16 protein-coding genes are annotated in these 20,497 nt (G+C 38.7%); 8 read left to right on the top strand and 8 right to left on the bottom strand.

All coding sequences use genetic code 11. From position 1 onward, the window contains the following. Positions 1 to 232: 232 nt before the first annotated feature. Both VS868_RS13880 and VS868_RS13885 read left to right on the top strand, forming a co-directional pair. On the top strand, positions 233 to 1,177 hold the full coding sequence (locus tag VS868_RS13880) for a M12 family metallopeptidase (RefSeq protein WP_345598361.1): 945 nt from the start codon (positions 233 to 235) through the stop codon (positions 1,175 to 1,177). A gap of 502 nt (positions 1,178 to 1,679) precedes the next feature. Beyond that, positions 1,680 to 3,209, top strand: a complete 1,530-nt coding sequence (locus VS868_RS13885) for a hypothetical protein (protein ID WP_345598362.1) — start codon at positions 1,680 to 1,682, stop codon at positions 3,207 to 3,209. A 156-nt stretch (positions 3,210 to 3,365) separates the two neighbouring features. Here VS868_RS13885 and VS868_RS13890 read toward each other — a convergent pair whose 3' ends face one another. Then, positions 3,366 to 3,950: an acyl carrier protein phosphodiesterase gene (locus VS868_RS13890; protein WP_345598363.1), complete on the bottom strand. Its 585-nt coding sequence runs from the start codon at positions 3,948 to 3,950 to the stop codon at positions 3,366 to 3,368. 149 nt (positions 3,951 to 4,099) lie between these two features. On the opposite strand from VS868_RS13890, the gene glmM reads away from it, so the two are divergent. Beyond that, complete coding sequence (gene glmM, locus VS868_RS13895; RefSeq protein WP_345598364.1) at positions 4,100 to 5,488, top strand: phosphoglucosamine mutase; 1,389 nt, start codon at positions 4,100 to 4,102, stop codon at positions 5,486 to 5,488. Here the strand turns inward: glmM and VS868_RS13900 are convergent. Next, complete coding sequence (locus VS868_RS13900) at positions 5,478 to 6,386, bottom strand: lipid A biosynthesis acyltransferase (RefSeq protein WP_266070606.1); 909 nt, start codon at positions 6,384 to 6,386, stop codon at positions 5,478 to 5,480. The two genes, glmM and VS868_RS13900, sit on opposite strands and share 11 nt — an antisense overlap. 54 nt (positions 6,387 to 6,440) lie before the next feature. Between VS868_RS13900 and VS868_RS13905 the strand changes: the two genes are divergently transcribed. Together VS868_RS13905 and VS868_RS13910 are read left to right on the top strand one after the other, a co-directional pair. Next, positions 6,441 to 7,091, top strand: a complete 651-nt coding sequence (locus tag VS868_RS13905) for a rhomboid family intramembrane serine protease (protein WP_345598365.1) — start codon at positions 6,441 to 6,443, stop codon at positions 7,089 to 7,091. Between the two features lie 44 nt (positions 7,092 to 7,135). Next, positions 7,136 to 7,810: an SIMPL domain-containing protein gene (locus VS868_RS13910; RefSeq protein ID WP_345598366.1), complete on the top strand. Its 675-nt coding sequence runs from the start codon at positions 7,136 to 7,138 to the stop codon at positions 7,808 to 7,810. A 68-nt stretch (positions 7,811 to 7,878) separates the two neighbouring features. Here the strand turns inward: VS868_RS13910 and VS868_RS13915 are convergent, their stop codons facing one another. Next, positions 7,879 to 9,015, bottom strand: coding sequence for a TlpA disulfide reductase family protein (locus tag VS868_RS13915; protein WP_345598367.1), 1,137 nt, complete (start codon positions 9,013 to 9,015; stop codon positions 7,879 to 7,881). A 122-nt stretch (positions 9,016 to 9,137) separates the two neighbouring features. Between VS868_RS13915 and VS868_RS13920 the strand changes: the two genes are divergently transcribed. Next, positions 9,138 to 11,588, top strand: coding sequence for a GAF domain-containing protein (locus VS868_RS13920; RefSeq protein WP_345598368.1), 2,451 nt, complete (start codon positions 9,138 to 9,140; stop codon positions 11,586 to 11,588). Here the strand turns inward: VS868_RS13920 and VS868_RS13925 are convergent. Next, on the bottom strand, positions 11,505 to 12,695 hold the full coding sequence (locus tag VS868_RS13925) for a Pycsar system effector family protein (protein ID WP_345598369.1): 1,191 nt from the start codon (positions 12,693 to 12,695) through the stop codon (positions 11,505 to 11,507). The two genes, VS868_RS13920 and VS868_RS13925, sit on opposite strands and share 84 nt — an antisense overlap. 55 nt (positions 12,696 to 12,750) lie before the next feature. Between VS868_RS13925 and VS868_RS13930 the strand changes: the two genes are divergently transcribed. Continuing rightward, entirely contained in the window at positions 12,751 to 16,473 is a 3,723-nt protein-coding gene (locus VS868_RS13930) for a metallophosphoesterase (RefSeq protein WP_345598370.1), read from the top strand. Positions 16,474 to 17,290: 817 nt separating this feature from the next. Here VS868_RS13930 and VS868_RS13935 read toward each other — a convergent pair. The 4 genes from VS868_RS13935 to VS868_RS13950 all read right to left on the bottom strand — a co-directional run bounded on the left by VS868_RS13935 (position 17,291) and on the right by VS868_RS13950 (position 19,309). Further along, a complete protein-coding gene (locus VS868_RS13935) occupies positions 17,291 to 18,190 on the bottom strand; it encodes a mechanosensitive ion channel family protein (protein ID WP_345598371.1) in 900 nt (299 codons plus the stop codon). Positions 18,191 to 18,196: 6 nt separating this feature from the next. Further along, a complete protein-coding gene (locus VS868_RS13940) occupies positions 18,197 to 18,688 on the bottom strand; it encodes a DNA starvation/stationary phase protection protein (protein WP_266069187.1) in 492 nt (163 codons plus the stop codon). 65 nt (positions 18,689 to 18,753) lie between these two features. Further along, positions 18,754 to 19,077, bottom strand: coding sequence for a phosphoribosylpyrophosphate synthetase (locus VS868_RS13945; protein WP_266069186.1), 324 nt, complete (start codon positions 19,075 to 19,077; stop codon positions 18,754 to 18,756). Between the two features lie 88 nt (positions 19,078 to 19,165). Further along, positions 19,166 to 19,309, bottom strand: coding sequence for a hypothetical protein (locus tag VS868_RS13950; RefSeq protein ID WP_266069185.1), 144 nt, complete (start codon positions 19,307 to 19,309; stop codon positions 19,166 to 19,168). 112 nt (positions 19,310 to 19,421) lie between these two features. Between VS868_RS13950 and VS868_RS13955 the strand changes: the two genes are divergently transcribed. Then, positions 19,422 to 20,456 carry a LacI family DNA-binding transcriptional regulator gene (locus tag VS868_RS13955; protein WP_345598372.1) on the top strand — a complete coding sequence of 345 codons (1,035 nt, stop codon included), beginning with the start codon at positions 19,422 to 19,424 and terminating at the stop codon, positions 20,454 to 20,456. Positions 20,457 to 20,497: the final 41 nt, after the last annotated feature.

Below are 20,497 nucleotides of genomic sequence, written 5' to 3' on the forward strand. Positions count from 1 at the left end.
TTAAAATGCTTTTAATTAACTAAAAATGAACGTCATTAAAAAATCAGTTAAAACAATTGGTCCTGTAAATCCCAAATCTACAGCACCTAAAAATCACGAAACCCTACTTATGAAAAATTTGAAATTCGCTGTATTACTACCAGCATTAGCCTCCCTAATTTCCTGTAGTAAAGATAACCCAGAAGAACTTGACAATGTTGGAAGTACTGATCTCACCGAGAGTCAAGAAATCATGACGGAATTTGCTAATCCTAATCCCGGCGCTTCAACAGATGTTTATTATGCAGGGCAAAAATTTGCCGTTGAACATTTCAATGGAGATTATATCTATGAAGGAGATATCCTTTTACCCCCGTCTTTAATAAGCCACCAGGAAGTGAAGGTGGTTTTTGAAGAAGGTGAAGTTGTTCCGGAAACAAAAAGTGTGGGGCGTACCTCGGGCAGATGGCCAAATAATACTGTTTACTATGCTATAGAGAGTTCACTCGATAATAAAAACCGTGTTTATGATGCTATAAAGCACTGGGAAGCCAATACTAATATTGACTTTGTCGAGAGAACTACCCAATCTAATTATATTAATTTCGTAACCGGTTCTGGTTGTTCATCTTACGTGGGTATGATAGGGGGTAGACAAAATATTACTTTGTCTACAGCTTGCTCAACCGGAAATACAATTCACGAGATTGGTCATGCCATAGGGCTTTGGCACGAACAGAGTCGCGTAGATAGGAATAGCTATATTACAGTGCATTACGACAATATTCAAAGCGGAAGAGAATATAATTTTCAGACTTACGCTGAGCAAGGTATGGATGGAGATGAGTTCACCGGTGCTCTTGATTTTGGTTCTATTATGATGTATGGTCCATATTCTTTTTCAAGTAATGGAAAACCTACTATTACAACTAAAAGCGGTAACACTTATAATGTACAAAGATCTGCTTTGTCTTCAGGTGATAAGACGGGTATAAATAATATGTATCCTTATACATCTACATCTGGTAAAGAAGAAACTACCGGTAGTACCAAAGAAGAGACTTATGTTAATGGTGAATATTACACTGTTTACGGGGTCTATCTTCTTAGAAAAAATGACACTTGGTTTTACTATTCCAGAATCTATGGATGGAAAGAAGTATTTTCAAGAGGAGGATACTGGTACTATAAATCATAAACTCCAATAAATAGAATTTAAAACCCGGCTAATCAGCCGGGTTTTTTTATGTTATTCGTTTCCAGGGAAGTTAGAACGGTTTAGACCTATAAAAGTGGCTGTAGATTTTTTCCACATATTTTTTTAATAAGTGTAGAAAAATTCTACTTATCAGGACTGTCTTTTTTATTCTTCTTCAAAAGAACAGGATTAAGTTTTAAAAATTACAAGAAGTAGGGTTTACCCTTATTCTTTTGATTATCATATATTTATATATTTACATTGTTAGTTGCTAATCCCTCAGGCAACTGTATTTCCTCCACATTCCTCCATAGTTGAATAGTTAATTGTACCCTAACCTTCAGTTGATATGGATTGTAATATATACATCAGAATTAAAGATAATTTTCTCTTCTCAATAGATCGGGTACGTCCCTACATTTCTTTTCGTACCGGAGTTCCTCCCTGAAGGCATAACCAGCAGTAATTAAATTTATTTATTAACCAATACCACTATATTATTATGAGAAATTTTAAACTTTCAGTTGCCTGTGTGGCAATTTTCGCAATGATTTTTACCTCCTGTTCAAAAGATGAAGCAGAGGTGTCTTCTACAGATCTAGAAACAGTTCAATTAACATTCAGGTCCTTACTTAACTCTTTTAATCAACAGAATAAGCAATCTGATATGGAGTGTAGAGAAGTTGAACCTGCTTATGTGATGCTCGGCTGGTCAACTGCTGAAGATGCAGAAGAAAGCGATTACGATTTAGTTGAAGTAGGACTCGTGAATAACGGAGGCTCATGGGAGACTACCTACTCTGAAGAGTTGGCTGTACCTGCAGGCACTTATTATTTACAACATTTTGCGGTATATGATGCCGGTGACCAGGTTCTTTGGGTCGCCCCACGGGAAGGCGGAGCTTTTGAACCCGAAGTGAGTGATGCTCTTCCAATGACCATTGAATTGGCAGCAGGTACAAAACCTTACATTGATGTAGATGTTCTCTGCTATTATGCCAGGGAAGAAGCAGCTTATGGTTATCCTTTCTTTGATTTTGATGTTATTGAAGTTGAAAACAGCTACTGTGTATTCATTAACTACTGTGATGATGAAACAGGAAGAGAATATCCTGCTTATTTTAACATTGACGTTTATACCGATGCAGCAATGACTGATGAGGTGGAACTAAGTAGCGACACAAATACCATCACTATGGAAGGTGAATGGCCTTCAGCTTCTGTGCTTTGTTTTGCATTACCAGACCTTGGAGATGATACCTATTATGCCAGAGTAACCGTTATGGACCATGAAGATCTCGATTATTCTGCAGATGCAGGAGATTACTATGATTTCGAAATTACCCAGGCGAGTATCACGGCATTGGCAGCGGAAGAACCCGCTTACCACCACATTAGAATGGGATGTGAGGATGAGTCTTCTACTCCTGTTATTACAGCTGACACCAATATCTATATCTATTTTGATTCTTCTGGATCTATGAACACTACTTTATATCCGTTGCAAGAAATGAGAAATACGCTTCTTAGAGCTGCTTTAATTGGATTGTATAATAATGATGATGCACTTTACGACGAAAAAGTACAGGTAATTTCTGATCCTAGTGAAAGAACAATGCATTTCCTCAACTTGAGAGGGGAATCTCCCAGCGGGAATTCAATCGCTTTGATTTTTCAGGATGAGGCTGTTTACAGTTATACAGATTGGGTGAATACATGGGGTGAAAACTCGACACGTACAGCGACTTACGATGCAGATATTACCGCCTTAAGAGGTAGATTGGCAACCTGGCCTTCCAATTCCTATAATGGTATTATATTCCAGGTAGCAACACCAAATTCACCTGATGCAGAGAATTTTGCGAAATTCGTTTCTTATGTAGAGAATGGAACCGGAAACTACGCAGGAGCCTATGGCCTTTCTGATAAATCTGAAATTGGCTATGTTTATGATGTAAACCCCGGAGATTCTCCAGCATACTATGAAGGTCTGATTGTTTCAGCACTTCAAAGCCTTGGGTATAGTCTTTAGAACAAGATGATTTATTAATATTTAATTAAAAGCCGCTTTTATAGCGGCTTTTCTCAGTTTATAGAAAAATAAACTTCTTAAAGTAATTAACTTTTGCTGATGGAGCTTGTGTGGCCTAGACGCTGAAGAAGTATCTAAAATGCTATTTTTCAGCTTTTACAGACTGGCTATTTTAGCTTCAGAAAATTTTTGAAGCTCAGGAAAAAATTCTTGAAAGTCGTTAGAGAAATCATGGTAATGTTCCTTTAAATCGTTCACTGCTTTATCCATTTGAACGATATTTTTTGTCCTAATGTTCATTTGGTAAAGGATTCTTGCTATCCCATCAATACTGGCATAACTTAAAAGCCAATTTTCTGAAACCATGTAAGGGAGGAAGTTTTGAATAGGAGCCGGTAGTAAATCAAATCTCTGCTGCAGGAGCTTATAAAAATTAGACACAAAGTTTTCCAGAGGAACCGAAGAATAATCTTCCCAGCGGGATGCGAGAAAGTGATCGTAAAATATATCTACAATTACTCCGCTATAATGACTGTAATTCTTGTGTAGTTTTGCAGTACTTCTTTTTACGAGGGGATGAGAATCGGTGTACGAATCAATTTCCCGGTGAAGGAGGATACCTTTTTGAACTCCATGCGGGTACCGAAGGTACTTTTTTCCTTTAATAGAATCGGCTATAAAGTTTCCCAGGATGAGATCTTCATTATCTCCCGAGAGGTATATATGGGCAAGAAAATTCATTCGGGCTAAGGTAATTAATCTTGATGTTTAAATTTTGTTAAGGTTTGGGAAGGCTTCAGAAGGAGAGTATCTTTGTACGGCATTTTATAACTTCCGCAGAAAAAGAGGTGAAGAAAATGACATTTTTGACAACCATTTGAAAAATATTTATGACTTTAATAAAATCTATATCTGGAATTCGGGGAACTATTGGGGGTAAACCTTCAGAAAATTTAACGCCTATTGATGCGGTGAAGTTTGCTGCTGCTTATGGTAGCTGGCTTAAACAAAGGCATCAGGACAAAAATACTACGGTGGTAGTGGGACGTGACGCGAGAATTTCGGGCCCTATGATTCAGCAACTTGTAATGAATACACTTACGGGGCTTGGTATTGATGTTATTGATCTTGACCTTTCTACGACTCCTACTGTAGAGATTGCAGTTCCTCTAGAAAAGGCAAATGGAGGAATTATACTTACTGCCAGCCATAACCCCAAACAATGGAACGCCTTAAAACTTCTGAATGAGAAAGGAGAATTTTTAAGTGGAGACGACGGTGCTGAAATTCTTGAAATTGCTGAAAAAGCTGACTTCTCTTTTGCTGAAGTCGATGAGCTCGGCAAAATAACCCGGGTAGACCATTACATTGATACTCATATTGAAGAGGTGGTAATGCTCCCATTGGTTGATGCTAAGAAAATTGCCGAAGCAGGATTCACTGTTGCCGTTGATGCAGTGAATTCTACAGGAGGAATTGCCATTCCTAAACTTTTGAAGAGGTTGGGAGTAGAGGTAGTTGAACTTTACTGTGAGCCCACGGGAGATTTTCCGCATAACCCCGAACCTTTAAAAGAACATCTTTCAGAAATATGTGATCTAGTAAAAAAGAGCAAGGCAGACCTGGGAATTGTAGTTGATCCCGATGTTGACAGGCTGGCATTTATTACAGAGGAAGGTGAGATGTTTGGGGAAGAGTACACCCTGGTGGCTTGCGCAGATTATGTTTTGAGTAAAACCCCGGGCAATACGGTGAGTAACCTATCTTCATCACGTGCCCTGCGCGATGTTACCCAAAAGCATGGAGGTAATTACGAAGCCAGTGCAGTGGGTGAAGTAAATGTGGTGGAGTTAATGAAGCAGAATGATGCTGTTATTGGAGGTGAAGGTAACGGCGGAATTATTTATCCTGAATTGCACTACGGAAGGGACAGCCTTGTAGGTGTTGGTCTCTTTCTAACTTTTTTGGCCGAAAAGAAAATGAAGGTTTCAGAAATACGAAACTCGTATCCTTCGTATTTTATGAGCAAAAATAAAATAGCGCTCACGCCTGAACTTGATGTAGACAACATTCTTAAGCTGGTAGCCCAAAAATACTCTGCTGAACAGGTAAGTACAGTAGACGGTGTAAAAATAGATTTTTCTGAACATTGGGTGCATTTGAGAAAATCAAATACAGAACCCATCATCAGGATATATACTGAAGCTAAAACTCAGGAAAAAGCCGATGAGGTGGCTGAAGAAATGATTGCTGAGATAAAGAAAATTGCTAATCTTTAATAATTACAGCATCATTGGGTATTGAAGCATTCCTGTGTTTCCATCTTTTGTGGGTCCAGAGGTAATAACGGGGTTCTTCTCTTATCTGTTCTTCAAGAAGCTCAATATATTTGCGTGTTATAAAATAATCGGGCTCTTTAGTCGGTTCGTATGAAATAGTTTTAAAAGAGGCTACATAATGGCCTCTTTTTACTTTTTCCACGTGCAGGTAAACTACAGCCATGTCTAAAGTGTGTGATAGTTTTTCCAATCCCATGAAAACGGGCGACTTTATACCCATAAAACTGATCCATGCCCGGGTGCGCGAAAGTTTGGGAGATTGATCTGCAATCAAAGCATAGATGCCGCAAACACCATTGTGCTCATTATCAGTAATAGTCTTTGTGGCTTTACTTGAAGGAATGAGTTCTGTATTATAACGCCCCCTTATGTCTTTAACAAGTTGATCAAAATAGCGATTCTTTATTTTTTTATATATCCCGAAGCTCTCATGTTTTAGATCATAGAGTTCGAGGGCGTTCATCCATTCATAGCTTGCGTAGTGGCCGCAGGCGAGCAGAATACTCTTATCCATAGCCCTTATCTTATCAATTTCTTCAGGATTTGTAAAGCAAAACCGCTTTTTCAGTTCTTCGTCTGTAATAGATAAGCTTTTTATCATCTCCAGGAACATATCTACCATATGGTGGTAAAATTGTTTTCTGATCTTCTTGATTTCTTTGTCAGATTTGTCAGGAAATACCAGCCTCAGGTTTTCATTTACTGTCTTTCTTCTATATCGGACTATGTAGTATACAATTAGGTATACAAAATCAGAAAAGAGATAAAAAAGGCTAAAAGGTAAAATTGAAATTAGCCATAAAAAAGGGTAAACCAACCAGAAAACTAAACGCTGCATGCAAAAGTCATTTAGGCAAATATATGGTATATTTGGAACTAAATTTTTGCATTAATGGGAGATTTCGACTTGATTACCATTGTAGTCATAGCAGCAAATATTATTTTTTCTTTTAAAGGTTTTAATGATCATGCTTTTTTTGAAAAGTACAAGTTCAATTCGGCAGCAGTAAAAAGGGGTGAGAAGATAAGGGTGCTCACATCAGGGTTTTTGCATGTAGATACTGCGCATCTTTTTCTAAATATGCTTACCCTCTATTTCTTTGCCGATGTAGTCATTGGCTCCCTGGGTAGTTTTAGCTTCTTATTGATCTATGTTGCCAGTCTTTTGCTGGGAAACCTTTTGTCCTACTATTTTCATAAAGATGAATATCAATATAATGCGGTGGGAGCAAGCGGTGCTGTTTCGGGTATAATCTACGCCGCTATTTTATTATATCCCGATATGAGCCTGTACATGTTTTTTATTCCCATACCCATTCCTGCGTATGTTTTCGGGATTGGCTATATGCTGTATTCAATCTACGGGATGAAAAACAGGATAGGTAATATAGGGCATGATGCCCATTTTGGTGGTGCTGTGGGAGGTTATATCCTCACTCTGGTTCTTGTTCCGCAATTGTTTGCCACAAGTTTGTTTATGGTGATTCTACTGGCTATTCCTATTGTTCTGTTATTTTTCCTACAAAAGACCGGCAAATTCTGACATTGGCACTGAATTTGAAAACCTCTTGTAAAACCATAAATATTATGAAAAAGTTACTTCTTCTAATTGCCATTTTTGGCTACTCTGTAGGCTTTGCACAAGACAAGCCATTTCCCTCTGTTTCCGTTTTAGGTACCGGAACTGTGAATGTAGTACCCGATAAAGTTCTTATTAACTCCAGGATTGAACATACCGGGAAAACTGCTGCCGAGGTAAAGCGTGAAAATGATAAAGTAGTCGATCAGGTAATTAAGTATTTAAAATCTCAGGGGGTAGCGTCAAAATATATTCAAACGGAATACTTGAGATTAAATAAAGAGGTTAATTACAATACAAAAGACACCATGTATTCGGCTAACCAGGCTATTTCTATTGAATTGGTGAACCTGAAGTCTTATGAGAAAATTATGTCTGGTTTATTAGAATCGGGGCTCAACAGAATTGACGGGATTGAATTTATGACCTCTGAAAAAGAGCAGTTACAATCTGAGGCGCGAAAAAAGGCAGTTTTAAATGCGAAAATGAAAGCTGAAGAATATGCCTCTGCTTTAGGTCAGCGTGCCGGGAAAGCAGTTCATATCAATGAAGTACAAACAGATCATTACCAGCCCGTTTATCGTGTGATGGAAATGAAATCTGACAGTTCTGGGCAGCAAACTATTGCTCCGGGTGAAATGGAAGTTACCGTAAAGGTGAATGTTGAATTTCAGCTCGATTAAACTGAAAATATTAAACCAAAAAGAGGCTGCCTTTTCAGACAGCCTCTTTTTCTTTTTTATGCACCTTGTTAATTAGAGGAAGAGCTGTTGTTTAGAACTTCTCCAACCTTTTGACCCAGGGCATCACCTCTTAGATCTTTGGCAATGATCTTACCATTTTCATCAAGTAAAAATGCAGCAGGTATGGCACGAATATCATAATCAACTGCAACAGGATCCTGCCAGAACATCAGGTTAGAAACATGGTTCCATGCTCCAAGATTATCATCTTCAATAGCCTGGATCCATTTGTCTTTTTGTCCGGGACGATCCAGAGAGACCTGGATAATATTAAACCCCTGATCGTGATATTTTTTATAGACTTCTACAATATTGGGATTTTCAACTCTACAGGGTTTGCACCATGAGGCCCAAAAATCTACCAGAGTAACTTTTCCAAGAGCGTCGTTAAGTGCAAGTTCATTTCCTTCAGGTGTAGGGGCACTAAATTCTGGCGCCTTGCTTCCTACAGCGGTCTTGCTCATTTTGTCAAGCCTTGTCTTTACGATTTTTGCCAGAGGAAGTCCCTTTACTTCAGGGCTTAACTGCTCGTAAAACCCTTTTAATTCAGCAGAAGAATAGGCCGAAGTGTTTAGCATATCCTGGAGGATCATTACCGATACTATAGAATTGGGATTTGACTCAACTAGACTTGCTTTTGTTTGCTTGTCTTCTTCAAATAATTGTTCCTGGAATGCCTGAAGGTTTTGCAGGGCAACAGAATCCTTGTTCATCATGGCTTCCTGGGCGGCTTTGCGTTGTTCTCCCATTTTCTTGCTTACTCCTTTTACACTTTCAAGATAAGTAGAAAGCACTTCGTTATCTGCTCCGCCCGATATTTCAGAAGAATAAATACTATCTGGATAGACTTTGAATTCAATAGGAGTATTGTCTGCTATGTAAACCACATTTCCACGAGTTCCTTCCACAGTAAGGAAGCTAATAGTAGGTTGCTCTTTTTCAGGTAAGTCAAGTTCAAACTTTCCCTCCTTTATTTCTATAGTATCAATATGTACTACCTGGGTGTTGCTGTCATTCAATTCAGAAATGATGAGCTTTTGCCCGTCTGGGGCATTTTGGACTGTTCCGCTAATCTGGTATCCTTCATTTTCACTTTCGCAAGCAGCCATGAGAATCACGAGTCCGGCTAATAATATTTTACGCATAATTTGTTACATTTTCGACAAAAATAAGGAAGATAGGGGAGAGAAAGGATCGAAAGCGATAAATTAATGTTAATATGAAGAAGTCTTTCAGGGCAGGGGGGAAAATCCTTTAATTTTAAAACATGAAGCATCAAAAGGAATTTCCACTGGAAATAAAGATAAGTTTCCACAAGATCATACAGGAATATCGTCATCAGCTCCAAAATGAGTCGAGTAAGATATCTAAAGATTATCTCGAAAATATGCTGGAGTACATTTCCACTTTTCCTGCTTTGGAAGAAGGAATATTAAATTCTGAAGATCTCAACAGGTACAAAGATCCTATAAGGATTCTAATGAAAGATCTTTTTCCTGAAATTCTGTCTGATACACAGATCAAAGCCATTTCGGTGCCATTTCATAACCTGATTTTTAACTCTACGCAAAATTTCCGAAATATTTTGGCAGGTGCAGGTAAAGACTTCACCTTAAATATGAGGAATCTCAATCATGATCTTGACTATATCTATGCCTGTATTCTTATTCTAAACAAATATTATGGGTACGATATAGATTTTTCAAGGCCTTTTTATTACGATATACCCGATGAAAATGGCATTTTAAGGCACTATAGAATTGAGCTCGATTCTAATTTTATGGAGCTTGAACCTGGTAAAAACGCCAGGGAAATTACTAAGGAAGATGTTGATGAGTTAATTCAGAATATTGAAAACGTTGCCTTGTGGAAAGAAAAATTTCCACCCAACAGCTGGACTTTTAAAGGCTTTACAATTATCTCCCTTACCGATGTGACTGTAGATGATGCAATTTCTGACCTTAAGACTACGCTGTTGCATAGGAATACCTCCGGTAAGGAAGAGATGGAAAAGTTTGAAGAGATCTTTAAGTCTATCTACAAGATTCCGAATCTTCGGATAGGGTTTACCATGTACAACGAACAGGATTCTGTATTTGAACGAATCATAGGGAATCGTTCTCCCAGTTTTTTGCTTCAGGAGAAAAAAATATTAAACTGCAAAAAGGTACTCGGGGAGGAAGCTTATAATAGCCTGGTGGATGAACATAGGTACTTTAGCATTCCTAATGTTGAAAAATATTCAGATAAATCTTCAGAAAACCTTCTTATAAGCTCTCTTGTTGATGCAGGTGTCAAAAGTGCCATTATAGCACCCATTGCCAAAAACAATGTTTTGCTGGGGCTGCTGGAATTGGTGTCTTTTGAAAAGAACGAACTCAACAGTATAAATGCGACAAAGCTGGAAGATATTTTGCCATATATCGTAACAGCGGTAGAACGAAGTAAATCTGAATTTGAAAACCGGGTGAAAGCCGTTATACAAAGTGAATGTACGTCAATTCACCCCAGCGTACTCTGGATCTTTGAAATGGAAGCTCGAAAATTCATAAGAGATCTTGATGAAGATGGGCTTGCATCTTTTAAAGATATCACTTTTGAAGATGTTTACCCTTTATATGGAGAGATAGATATCGTGGCTTCTTCGGAAGCCAGGAATGAAGCTATTCAGAAAGACCTGCTTGATCAACTTGAATCTATCGAAAAGATTGTATGTGAAGCCGAAAAAACTGAAAAGCTGGATATCTATGAGCAGGTGAAATTCCGGATTAAAGAATTTAAAGATGATTTGGCCGGCAGCCTAAGCACTTCCAGTGAACAGAAGGTATTCAATTTATTACAACGGGAGATCAACCCTGTAATGGATCATATAGAAAAGCAGACGCCAAATTTAGAAGAACAGGTGAAAATATACCGGAAAAATATCAACTCCGAAACCGGTATAATCTATAATCATCGTAAAAATTATGACGAGGCGGTGCAGCAAATAAACCGCACAATGTCCCGATATATTGACCGTAGGCAAATAGACGCGCAGGAGATTTACCCGCACTACTTTGAGAGATATAAAACTGATGGGGTTGAACATAATATTTACATAGGGGCGTCTCTTTCAAATAAGAAAATTAAACCCTTTGACGAGGTATATCTTTTTAATCTGCGGTTATGGCAATTAACCACCATGTGTGAAATGGAAAATAGGTTCTACCAGATCCAGGAAAGAATGCCGCTAAAACTGCAGGCTGCTTCTCTAATCCTTGTGTACAATACCACTCTTTCTATAAGATATAGAATGGATGAGAAGCAATTTGATGTTGATGGCACTTACAATGCGAGGTATGAAATCATCAAAAAACGAATTGATAAGGCTAATGTTAAAGGAACGGAGGAAAGGGTGACGCAAAAAGGTAAAATAGCCATTGTTTATTCTAACCGAAAAGATGAAAGAGAGTACTTGCGCTACATTAAATATCTCCAGTCCAAGAAATACCTGGGAGACAAAGTAGAAAAGCTTGAACTCGAAGATGTTCAGGGTGTGATAGGGCTCAAGGCACTAAGAGTGGAAGTTTTATACCACCTGGAAAGTGAACAACACGAAGAGCAGGTTTTTACATATGAAGATCTTGAAAAAGTTCTAGGCAAGGTAGTAAGTGGCGATAAAGCTGAGCACCGAAAGAATGATTCCTACCATGAAAATGGTATAAGTAATTCGCAATAAATAATACTTTCGATTGAGTACCACTCCCAGCATATAAAGATCTTTCATTAGAGATTCGTAAACATCGCTTTGGTTTTCAAGTATTTCGTGCATCGCCCATTCAAACTGCTCGTAAGGCATACGATGAAAGTTCCCAAAGAACAGCACGTTTACCTCCCCATTTTTAATTTGCTCCCGGGTAAATTCCCCCGATGTCACATTAGGTCTTGTAGACATTATAGCTCCTATTATTGATGCTACACTAAAGATCATAAGAATAAAGATAGGGATCATGATTGCCGGACTGGAAGTCGCGGGGCTGGCAAGATCTGGAATTAAGTTGGCAATGGCCAGGGAAATAATAATGGCATTGACCGACAGTAGAATGTTTGCTTTGGCATCAGCTATATCGCTTAATTTTAGGTGGTTGCGCATGGTTACTCGAAAAAGGGTTTGAATTCCCCTGTCTGCGCTCTTATCTTTATATTTTACTTTAAGGCGGGCTTTGGTTTCCTCTTTGGCTAGTTTCTTTGTTGCTTTTCTTTCTTTATTGAGCAGGTCGTAAAGATTTTTATCTTTTTGCTCTTTCCAGTTTTCTCTTGCGTAGGTAGTGTAGAATTCATGTCTCTCTGTAAAGAGCTCAATGTTTTTCTCAATCCATTCCTGGTGTGAGTAGTTTTTTATTTTCTGTAGTTTGAGCTCCTGTCGAAGAAATTCACTGGTCTCTTCGAAGTAATCTTTCGCTAAATGCGAAGTGTCGGCATCTTTAATGATCTTTTCAGTAAGGTCTTTGGGTTCGGCTTGCATTCTTGTTGCCATAATGAGCTTAGAGACAGTGTCAATAAGTTCCTGGTCTGCATTCTGCTCTTGCAGCCATCTTTTGGCTATTTCAACACTTTCTTCTTCATGCCCGGCATACTTCTCAGTGTAACCCGTGTCATGTAACCATGCAGCGAGGATCAGGGGCTCTTCCTGTTTAACATGAATTTGAGATTTTTCAATTAATTCTTTAGTACTTTTAACTACCCTCTGAGTGTGTTTAAAGTTATGATAAATGAATGTATTGGGTAGTTTTTTACTGAATAGATCCTGTACGAATTTTTCAGCTTTACCAGTAAGAGTTGTCATTCAGTTGTGGTTAGATTTCCACCAAATTACAAAAAAATTCCCCCAATAATTTTGTATGAGAAAAAATAACATATTTCTAACATTGGCCCTGTTTATTGCAATTACAGGCTGTTCACCACAAATTAATCAGCTTTACTTTGCCGAAGATGAACCTTCAGAAGATTTTGGTTATCCCCAGGAAAAGAAGATCGAAAAATCTTTTTATTTATTAGGAGATGGAGGTTACTCACCTCCGGGAGGTTCTTCAGAAGCTTTACTTGCTTTTAAAACCTATATAGATTCTGTAAAGCAGAAGGGTAACTACACTATTTTTCTTGGTGATAACGTATATCCCGCCGGTCTGGTTTCCGAAGATCATCCCGAGAGAGAGCTCATGGAATACCGCATTGATGCTCAAATAGATGCTGTAGAAAACTATGAAGGCAACCTCTTCTTTGTGCCCGGCAACCACGACTGGTATGCACAGGGATTAGTTGGGCTGGAACGTCAGGCCGATTATCTTCGGGAGAAGCTGGAGAGAGAGGATGTGTTCTTTCCTGAAGCCGGTTGTGGCTTGACTTCTATTGAGGTTACAGAGAATATTCAGGTACTGGTGGCCGATTCCCAGTGGTTTCTCGAAGATTGGGATAAACATCCTAAGATCAACGATGATTGTGACGAAATAAAGACCCGGGAAGCCTTTTTTCAGGAGATTGATAGCGAGTTAAAGAAAAATCAGACAAAGACGGTGGTTTTTGTAATTCATCATCCTTTATACACTAATGGACTACACGGCGGAAACTTCAGTTTAACCAACCATTTATATCCTACCCAACGAAAACTGCCGCTGCCCATACTTGGTACTCTGGCAAATTTTATTAGAACTACGGGAGGTGTTACCAGCACCGATCTTCAAAATGAGAGATATAAAGGAATGAGAAAACGCATAGAAACTATTGCATCCCGGTGGGGTAATGTAGTATTTGTTTCGGGGCATGATCATTCATTACAATATATTGAACACGACAAGGTAAAGCAGATTGTTTCGGGCTCAGCATCCAAGGCTTCTTATGTGGGGCTGGGGAGCGATGGGTTATTCGCCTATTCAGGCCAGGGCTTTGCCGCTCTCGATATTTTTAAAGATGGTTCTTCGTGGGTAAGCGTCTATGGCAGTGAAGAAAAGAAACCTAAGCTTTTATATCAAAAAGAAGTCATCGCTGCGCCACAACCTTTTAGTACCGACACATTATCAATTTCTTTTCCACAAACAATACACGCCTCGGTATATAAACCTGCAGATACTGCTGTGTCAGCGGCTTATGAAAGTATTTGGGGGGACAGGTACAGGGATCTTTATGGAACCCAGGTAGAAGTTCCTGTTGCCATTCTCGATACTTTGTATGGCGGACTCACAGTAGAACGTGCCGGGGGAGGGCATCAAACCCGATCTCTTAGATTAAAAGATGCCCAGGGCAGAGATTATAACCTGAGAGCTCTTGAGAAAAGCGCCGTGCAATTTATCCAGACGGTGGCCTATAAAGACACGCCTGTTGAGACAAAGTTTGAAAATACCCTTGCAGAAGATGTAATTAAAGACTTTTATACTTCTGCCCATCCTTATGCCTTCCTGGCTATTCCAAAATTATCAGATGCAGCCGGAATTTATCATACCAATCCACAAATATTTTACGTCCCAAAGCAAAAAGCTTTGGGAGATTTCAACAGCGAATATGGAGATGAGCTTTATATGATCGTGGAGCGTCCGGAAGAGGGCTGGGTTGGATATGAATCTTTTGGCAGCCCCAACCACGATATAGAAAGTACATCGGGTGTGTTTGAGCGATTGCGACGTGATGAAAAATATACTTTGGACGAAACTGCATATATAAGAGCAAGAATTTTTGATATGCTGGTGGGCGATTGGGACAGGCACGAAGATCAATGGCGATGGGCCGAAATTGAAGACGAAGAAGGGAATCATCTCTTCAAGCCAATTCCCCGCGATAGAGATCAAGTTTTTTCAAATTTTGACGGAGCCTTCTTTAACACCTTAAGAGGTTTGACCGGTTTTGCAAATCAATTTGCTGTTTATGATGAAGACATCAGCAATATTGAGTGGTTCAATTCGGCTGCGGTTGGTTTGGACAGGAGCCTAATCCAGAATTCTCCAAAGGAAGAGTGGCTGCAACAGGCAAAATACCTTCAGGAGCATATTACAGATAAAGTAATTGAAGAGGCCTTTGAAGAACTTCCGAAGGAAACACAGGGAGAAGCCACTCAGCGGATTATCAAAAACCTGAAGGCAAGAAGAAACAATATTGTTGACATTGCTGAAAGGTACTATAACTATTTTGCAAAGTTTGCTATGATCACTGCAACAGATAAAGATGATCATATAGAAATTGAACGTCTTCCTGAAGGAGAAACCCGGGTAACAATTTACAGGATCAAAGACGGTAAAAAGGACGATGTTGTGAGCAATAGGATTTATGATCCCAATGTCACGCGTGAACTATGGGTCTATGGTCTTGATGATGATGATATATTTGAGGTTTCTGGAGATGCATCTGCAAAAATTCTGGTGAGGATCATCGGCGGTCAAAACAACGATATTTACAGGATCAAAAATGGCAAAAAAGTTAAGGTCTATGATCATGAGTCCCTTCCTAATACAGTAGAAATCAACGATGGTGCAAATATTACCTTTACCGATGACTATGAAGTGAATGTCTTCGATAAAGATCGAAAGGTTTATTCATCAAGTTCTGTGCTTCCCGCCGTGGGATACAATCCAGATGATGGCTTCCAGGTAGGCCTAAGCGCTACTTTTAGTAAATTTGGCTTCCGCAGGAATCCTTTTACGGCTCAGCATAAGTTTAGGGCCGGGTATTACTTTGCCACTCAAAGTTTTGATTTAAGGTACCGGGGTGAATTTGCTCATGTTTTTGGAGGGTATAACTTCTTATTAAAAGCACATTTTACGAACCCCAGCTACACCCGCAACTTCTTCGGAATGGGAAATGAGACAGAGAATTTTGAAGAAGAATTAGGGAAAGAATTCAACCGTGTACGCATTAGCAGGATAGGTGGAGAAGCCGGTATTGTGAAAAATACTCCTTTTGGTCGTTACTACCAGTTTACTGCATCTTTTGAAGGGGTACAGATAGAGGAAAGTACAAATCGTTTTCTTTCTGAATCATATATGAAGGACACCAACTTTTTTGACCGCCAGTATTTTGCCGGTCTTGAAGGGGTTTTTCGATACGAAAGTTATGATGACATCCTTAACCCTACTAATGGTATGAAATTCGAATTTATAGGCGGCGGAAAAATAAATACAGGAGAAACTGACAATATTTATGGATATGTTGCGCCATATCTCGAATTCTACAAAGCCGTGAGCCGTAATGATAAATGGGTAATAAATTCTCGCGTAAATGCTGAAGTTCTGTTTGGTGACGACTTTGAATTCTACCAGGCTGCGACGATAGGTGGAGCCGAAAGCTTGAGAGGTTTCAGAGAAGAAAGATTTTCTGGTGAAAGTGCTTTTGTTTGGGGTAACGATTTCAGGTATAGTTTTGACGAGTTTAAGACCTCGTTTGTGCCTTTTCAAATAGGTGTTTTTGCAGGTTACGATCTTGGTAGAGTATGGCTTGATGGCGAAGATAGCAACCTGTGGCATGATAGCTATGGCGGCGGATTGTGGGTGACAGGGGCAGAGGCTGTTTCGGCTAAATTGAACCTCTTTTCGGGAGGTGAAAAACTGCGTTTCAGTTTTAGTGTGGGTATGAGCTTTTAATTTCTACGGAAGTAAAATAGATTCTGAAAAATATGAAATTTGCTCCTGATTATGCAGGATAGCTTCAGCTATCAAAATAAAAATTGAAGGGTGTAAATAATTGACTGGACTCCTAAAAATAGCTTTTCAACCTGCATTTTTAAAGAATAAAATGCGGGTTGAAAAGTATATTAAAATACTCCTGAAAGGCTCCCAGTTTTTGTCATTTTTGAAGGGAAAGTTCTTGATCATTACAGCTGTTCAGATCTTTAGGCTGAAAAACTTTTCTGGATAATGTTCCCGTGACGTATTTGAGCATGAAAATAGCTTTTCAATAGCAACTTCCAAAAATGTGTTTTGTTTTGCCATTTTTGAAAGGTGAGGTTCTTGATCATTCGAAGCCTCATCATTTTTAGGCTGAAGAACGTATCTGGATAATGTTCCCGTGATGTGTTTGAGCATGAAAATAGCTTTTCATTAGCAACTTCCAAAAATGCCTTGGTTTTTTGTCACTTTTAAAGGGGAAATTCCAGATTATTCGAAGCGACATCATTTTTAGGCTGGAAAACAGGCGTAATTAATCTCTTAATGTTGGTTTCCCAATAAATATCTTCTTACCAGTTAACTTCCAAAAATGTTTTACGTTTTTGCCATTTTTGAAAGGTGAGGTTCTTGATCATTCGAAGCCTCATCAATTTTAGGCTGAAAAACGTATCTGGATAGTGTTCCCGTTACGTGTTTGAGCATGAAAATAGCTTTTCATTAGCAACTTTCAAAAATGCCTTGTGTTTTTGCCCTTTTTGAAGGGCGAGATGGGTAAATCATTTGAAATGCTAAATTATGCATCTCCTTCCGCAGAAGGTTTTTGAATATTGAGTCTGTTGTTGAATTCGAGTGTACGAATTGGGAAAGGAATATTAATATCGTGTTGGTCATACACCTTCTTAATGGCAATAATGGCACTACTCCTGGCAAAAAGAATGTCCCTGTTGTTGGTTGCAGCACTCCAGAATCTCACTACAAAATTGATTGAGCTGTCGCCAAATTCATTGTACATAAACTCTACTTCTTCTCCCTTCTTTTGAGGAAAAAGTTCTGAGATTGTATTTAGTGTAATGGTTTTTACAAGTTCAAGATCAGAATTGTAAGCCACGCCACAACTCACAGTGATCCTGGAACGTGAGGTACGGGAAAAATTCTTAAATGGTGCGTCTATGACCTGGGAATTAGGAATAACAACATAATTATTATCGGCTTCCCTAATGACGATACTTCTCAGGTTGATTTCCACGACTCTTCCGGCATAACCATTGTTTTCAATCCAGTCGCCAATTTGTAACTCCGGAAGAAAACTCAGCAGGATTCCTGAAAAGGTATTATTTAGAGTGCCCTGCAGTGCCAAACCTACAGCTAAACCCACGACCCCGGCACCAGCCAGTACAGAAGTGAGAATAGTATTTAGATTGAGTAGCCCAAGGGCAACAAAGAAACCTATGGCAATGACCACTACTTTGAGGATCTTAATGGTGATCTCCCGTATAGAGGCCTGTCTTACTTTATACCTGAGAAGCTTATCGAGAAGTTTTCCCAGGTATTTTGCAGCCAGGACAAAAAGAATAAAGACCAGAACGGCCAAAATGAAATTAGGCAAACCCAGGATTATAGAATCCAGCCATTCGCCTAATTTCGTCCAAATTCCTTCTACGGAATTTTGTATGTCAAATTCTTCTTGCGACATTTAATTTTATACCGGCTTATGTTGTTCTGCAGTTTTCATTTTCCAGGCATCTAACATCCAGCTGGTCTTCTCAAGCTCCCTAATGTAAGCACCAATAAGGTCTATAGTACCTTCATCACCTCCTTTTTCGGCTACCTGTACTACCTGTCGCATCTGTTTTAAGATTGTGCCATGGTCCTTAAGCAGGTTCTCAATCATCTTTGAATCGGAAAGATCTGACTCTGATTCTTTTAGATTAGATTTCTTTAGATATTCACTTAAATTGCTGGTGGGTTGGTACCTTAAAGTAAGTATGCGCTCTGCGATCTCATCAATTTTTATTTTAGCGTCATCGTACAGCTCTTCAAATTTTTCATGAAGGTCAAAGAAATTCTTACCAATTACATTCCAGTGGTAATTGCGAAGTTTTTGATAATATAAATGATAATCGGCTAAAAGAACATTAAGTTCCTGAACTGTATTTGACGTCTCTTTGGCGTCTAAACCTAAGTAACTCATAGTTTTTATTTATGGTTTTGTTATTTACTATTCAAATATACGATAATTATGCTGTAAATACAAGCTTATTCTGAAGTAGGACGGTTGCTCTTGAGGTCCAGTTTTTTAAGTAATTCTTCTGAAATTTGTCCTGAAGAATAGTTGTACCCATCAAGTAGCACTCCTTTTCTTCCCGAAGAAGTTGTGATGGCATATAAAGTAGCTTCATCACCGGGATTTGAAGGGCCTTCAAACCGATAGACCTCATCTACAACAAAATCCTGAGACAGAAATTTTTCTCTTTCTTCAGGAGATTTTAGTTCCTCATCGAGAAGGTTGAAATCTTCTTCATATCCTTCTTCGGTGCGAAGCATGTTGAGGGTCTGTGATAGGGTTCCTTTTTGTTTCATTATGCGCTTATTTTGGTTCAGGATTAAATTACGCTCCTAATTTGGTGTTTGCAAAGATATGCGCTGGATTAGTAATAATTTAACGCAGCTACTTCCTGCCATCTTTATTCCTGAAATCCCATAGTCCAAGAGGTATGGCTAAAAAGAAAAAGAAATACCACCCCGTAATGATGCCAAAGATGGTGATGAGAGCAGCAATAACATATAACCAATCACTTCTGAAAAACTTCATTTTTTACGCAACTTTACTGTAATTTATAAAAAAGCCCTTAAGTTTGAAACAAAAAATGCAGAATTTCACCCGGCTTTATTAAATTTGTAACTAACCCCTATATGCTTTTTAAATGAAAACCAGAATTACCCTCAAGGAATTGGCCAAATTACTGAACGTTTCTGTTTCGACAGTTTCGAAAGCTTTAAATGACAGTCCCGAGATCAGTCCGAAAACAATTGAAAGGGTAAAAGAACTTGCTGCCCTTCATAAATACCGTCCTAATCCAACTGCGGTCAATTTAAAAAGCAGTAAAAGCGGAACTATTGGTGTGCTGATTCCAAATATTGCAAATTCTTTTTTTGCTAAAGTGCTTTCAGGAATGGAGGCGCGTGCACAACGAGAGGGTTTACAGGTGATTACTTATATTTCAAATGAATCACATGATCGGGAAAAGCAAATATCTGAGATGCTAACTGCCGGTTTTGTAGATGGTGTTCTAATAGCTATAGCCGAAGAAACACAAAGAAAAAAGGATTTTGAACATATTAAAAATATCATTCAATATGATATTCCGGTTGTGCTTTACGACCGCATCGATTTTGATATGCCTGTAGATAAAGTAGGAATAGATGATGTAAAGGTATTTTATGATGCCACACGGGATCTTCAAAATAAAGGATTGAAAAAGATAGGTTTGGCTACCTCTGTACATCATATGGGGGTGGGTAAAGCCCGAATAGAAGGTTATAAGAATGCTTTAAGGGAAGATGATACCTTTTATTTAGCAAATTCAGCCAACTTGCAAAGTTTGAAAGAAAAGACTCTCAAAATGCTATTGGAAGATAGGGTGGAAGCGGTTTTATGTAGTGATTTTGACAGTACTATGCTTACCTATAGACTGGCGTTTGAGAATGGCCTAAGAATACCAGAAGACCTTAAAATAATTGGATTTATTCGTGGGGGGCTTGCAAAATATCTCACGCCCTCTGTGAGCTTTGTAGATCAATCTCCCGACAAGATTGGAGCAAAGGCGATGGATATCCTTATCAACCGAATCAATAAAAAAAATACGGGTCCAAAAGAAAAGATACTCATTGCCACAGAGGTCGTACATTATGAATCTACACAATTCCCCGAAAAAGATGCTTCTTTAAGAGGAAATTAATAAATACCTTTTTTGAAAATTTTACCTTTGGCCGGTAATTT

Origin of the sequence: Salinimicrobium sp. 3283s (genome assembly GCF_039602225.1) — a bacterium.
Classification (GTDB): domain Bacteria; phylum Bacteroidota; class Bacteroidia; order Flavobacteriales; family Flavobacteriaceae; genus Salinimicrobium; species Salinimicrobium profundisediminis.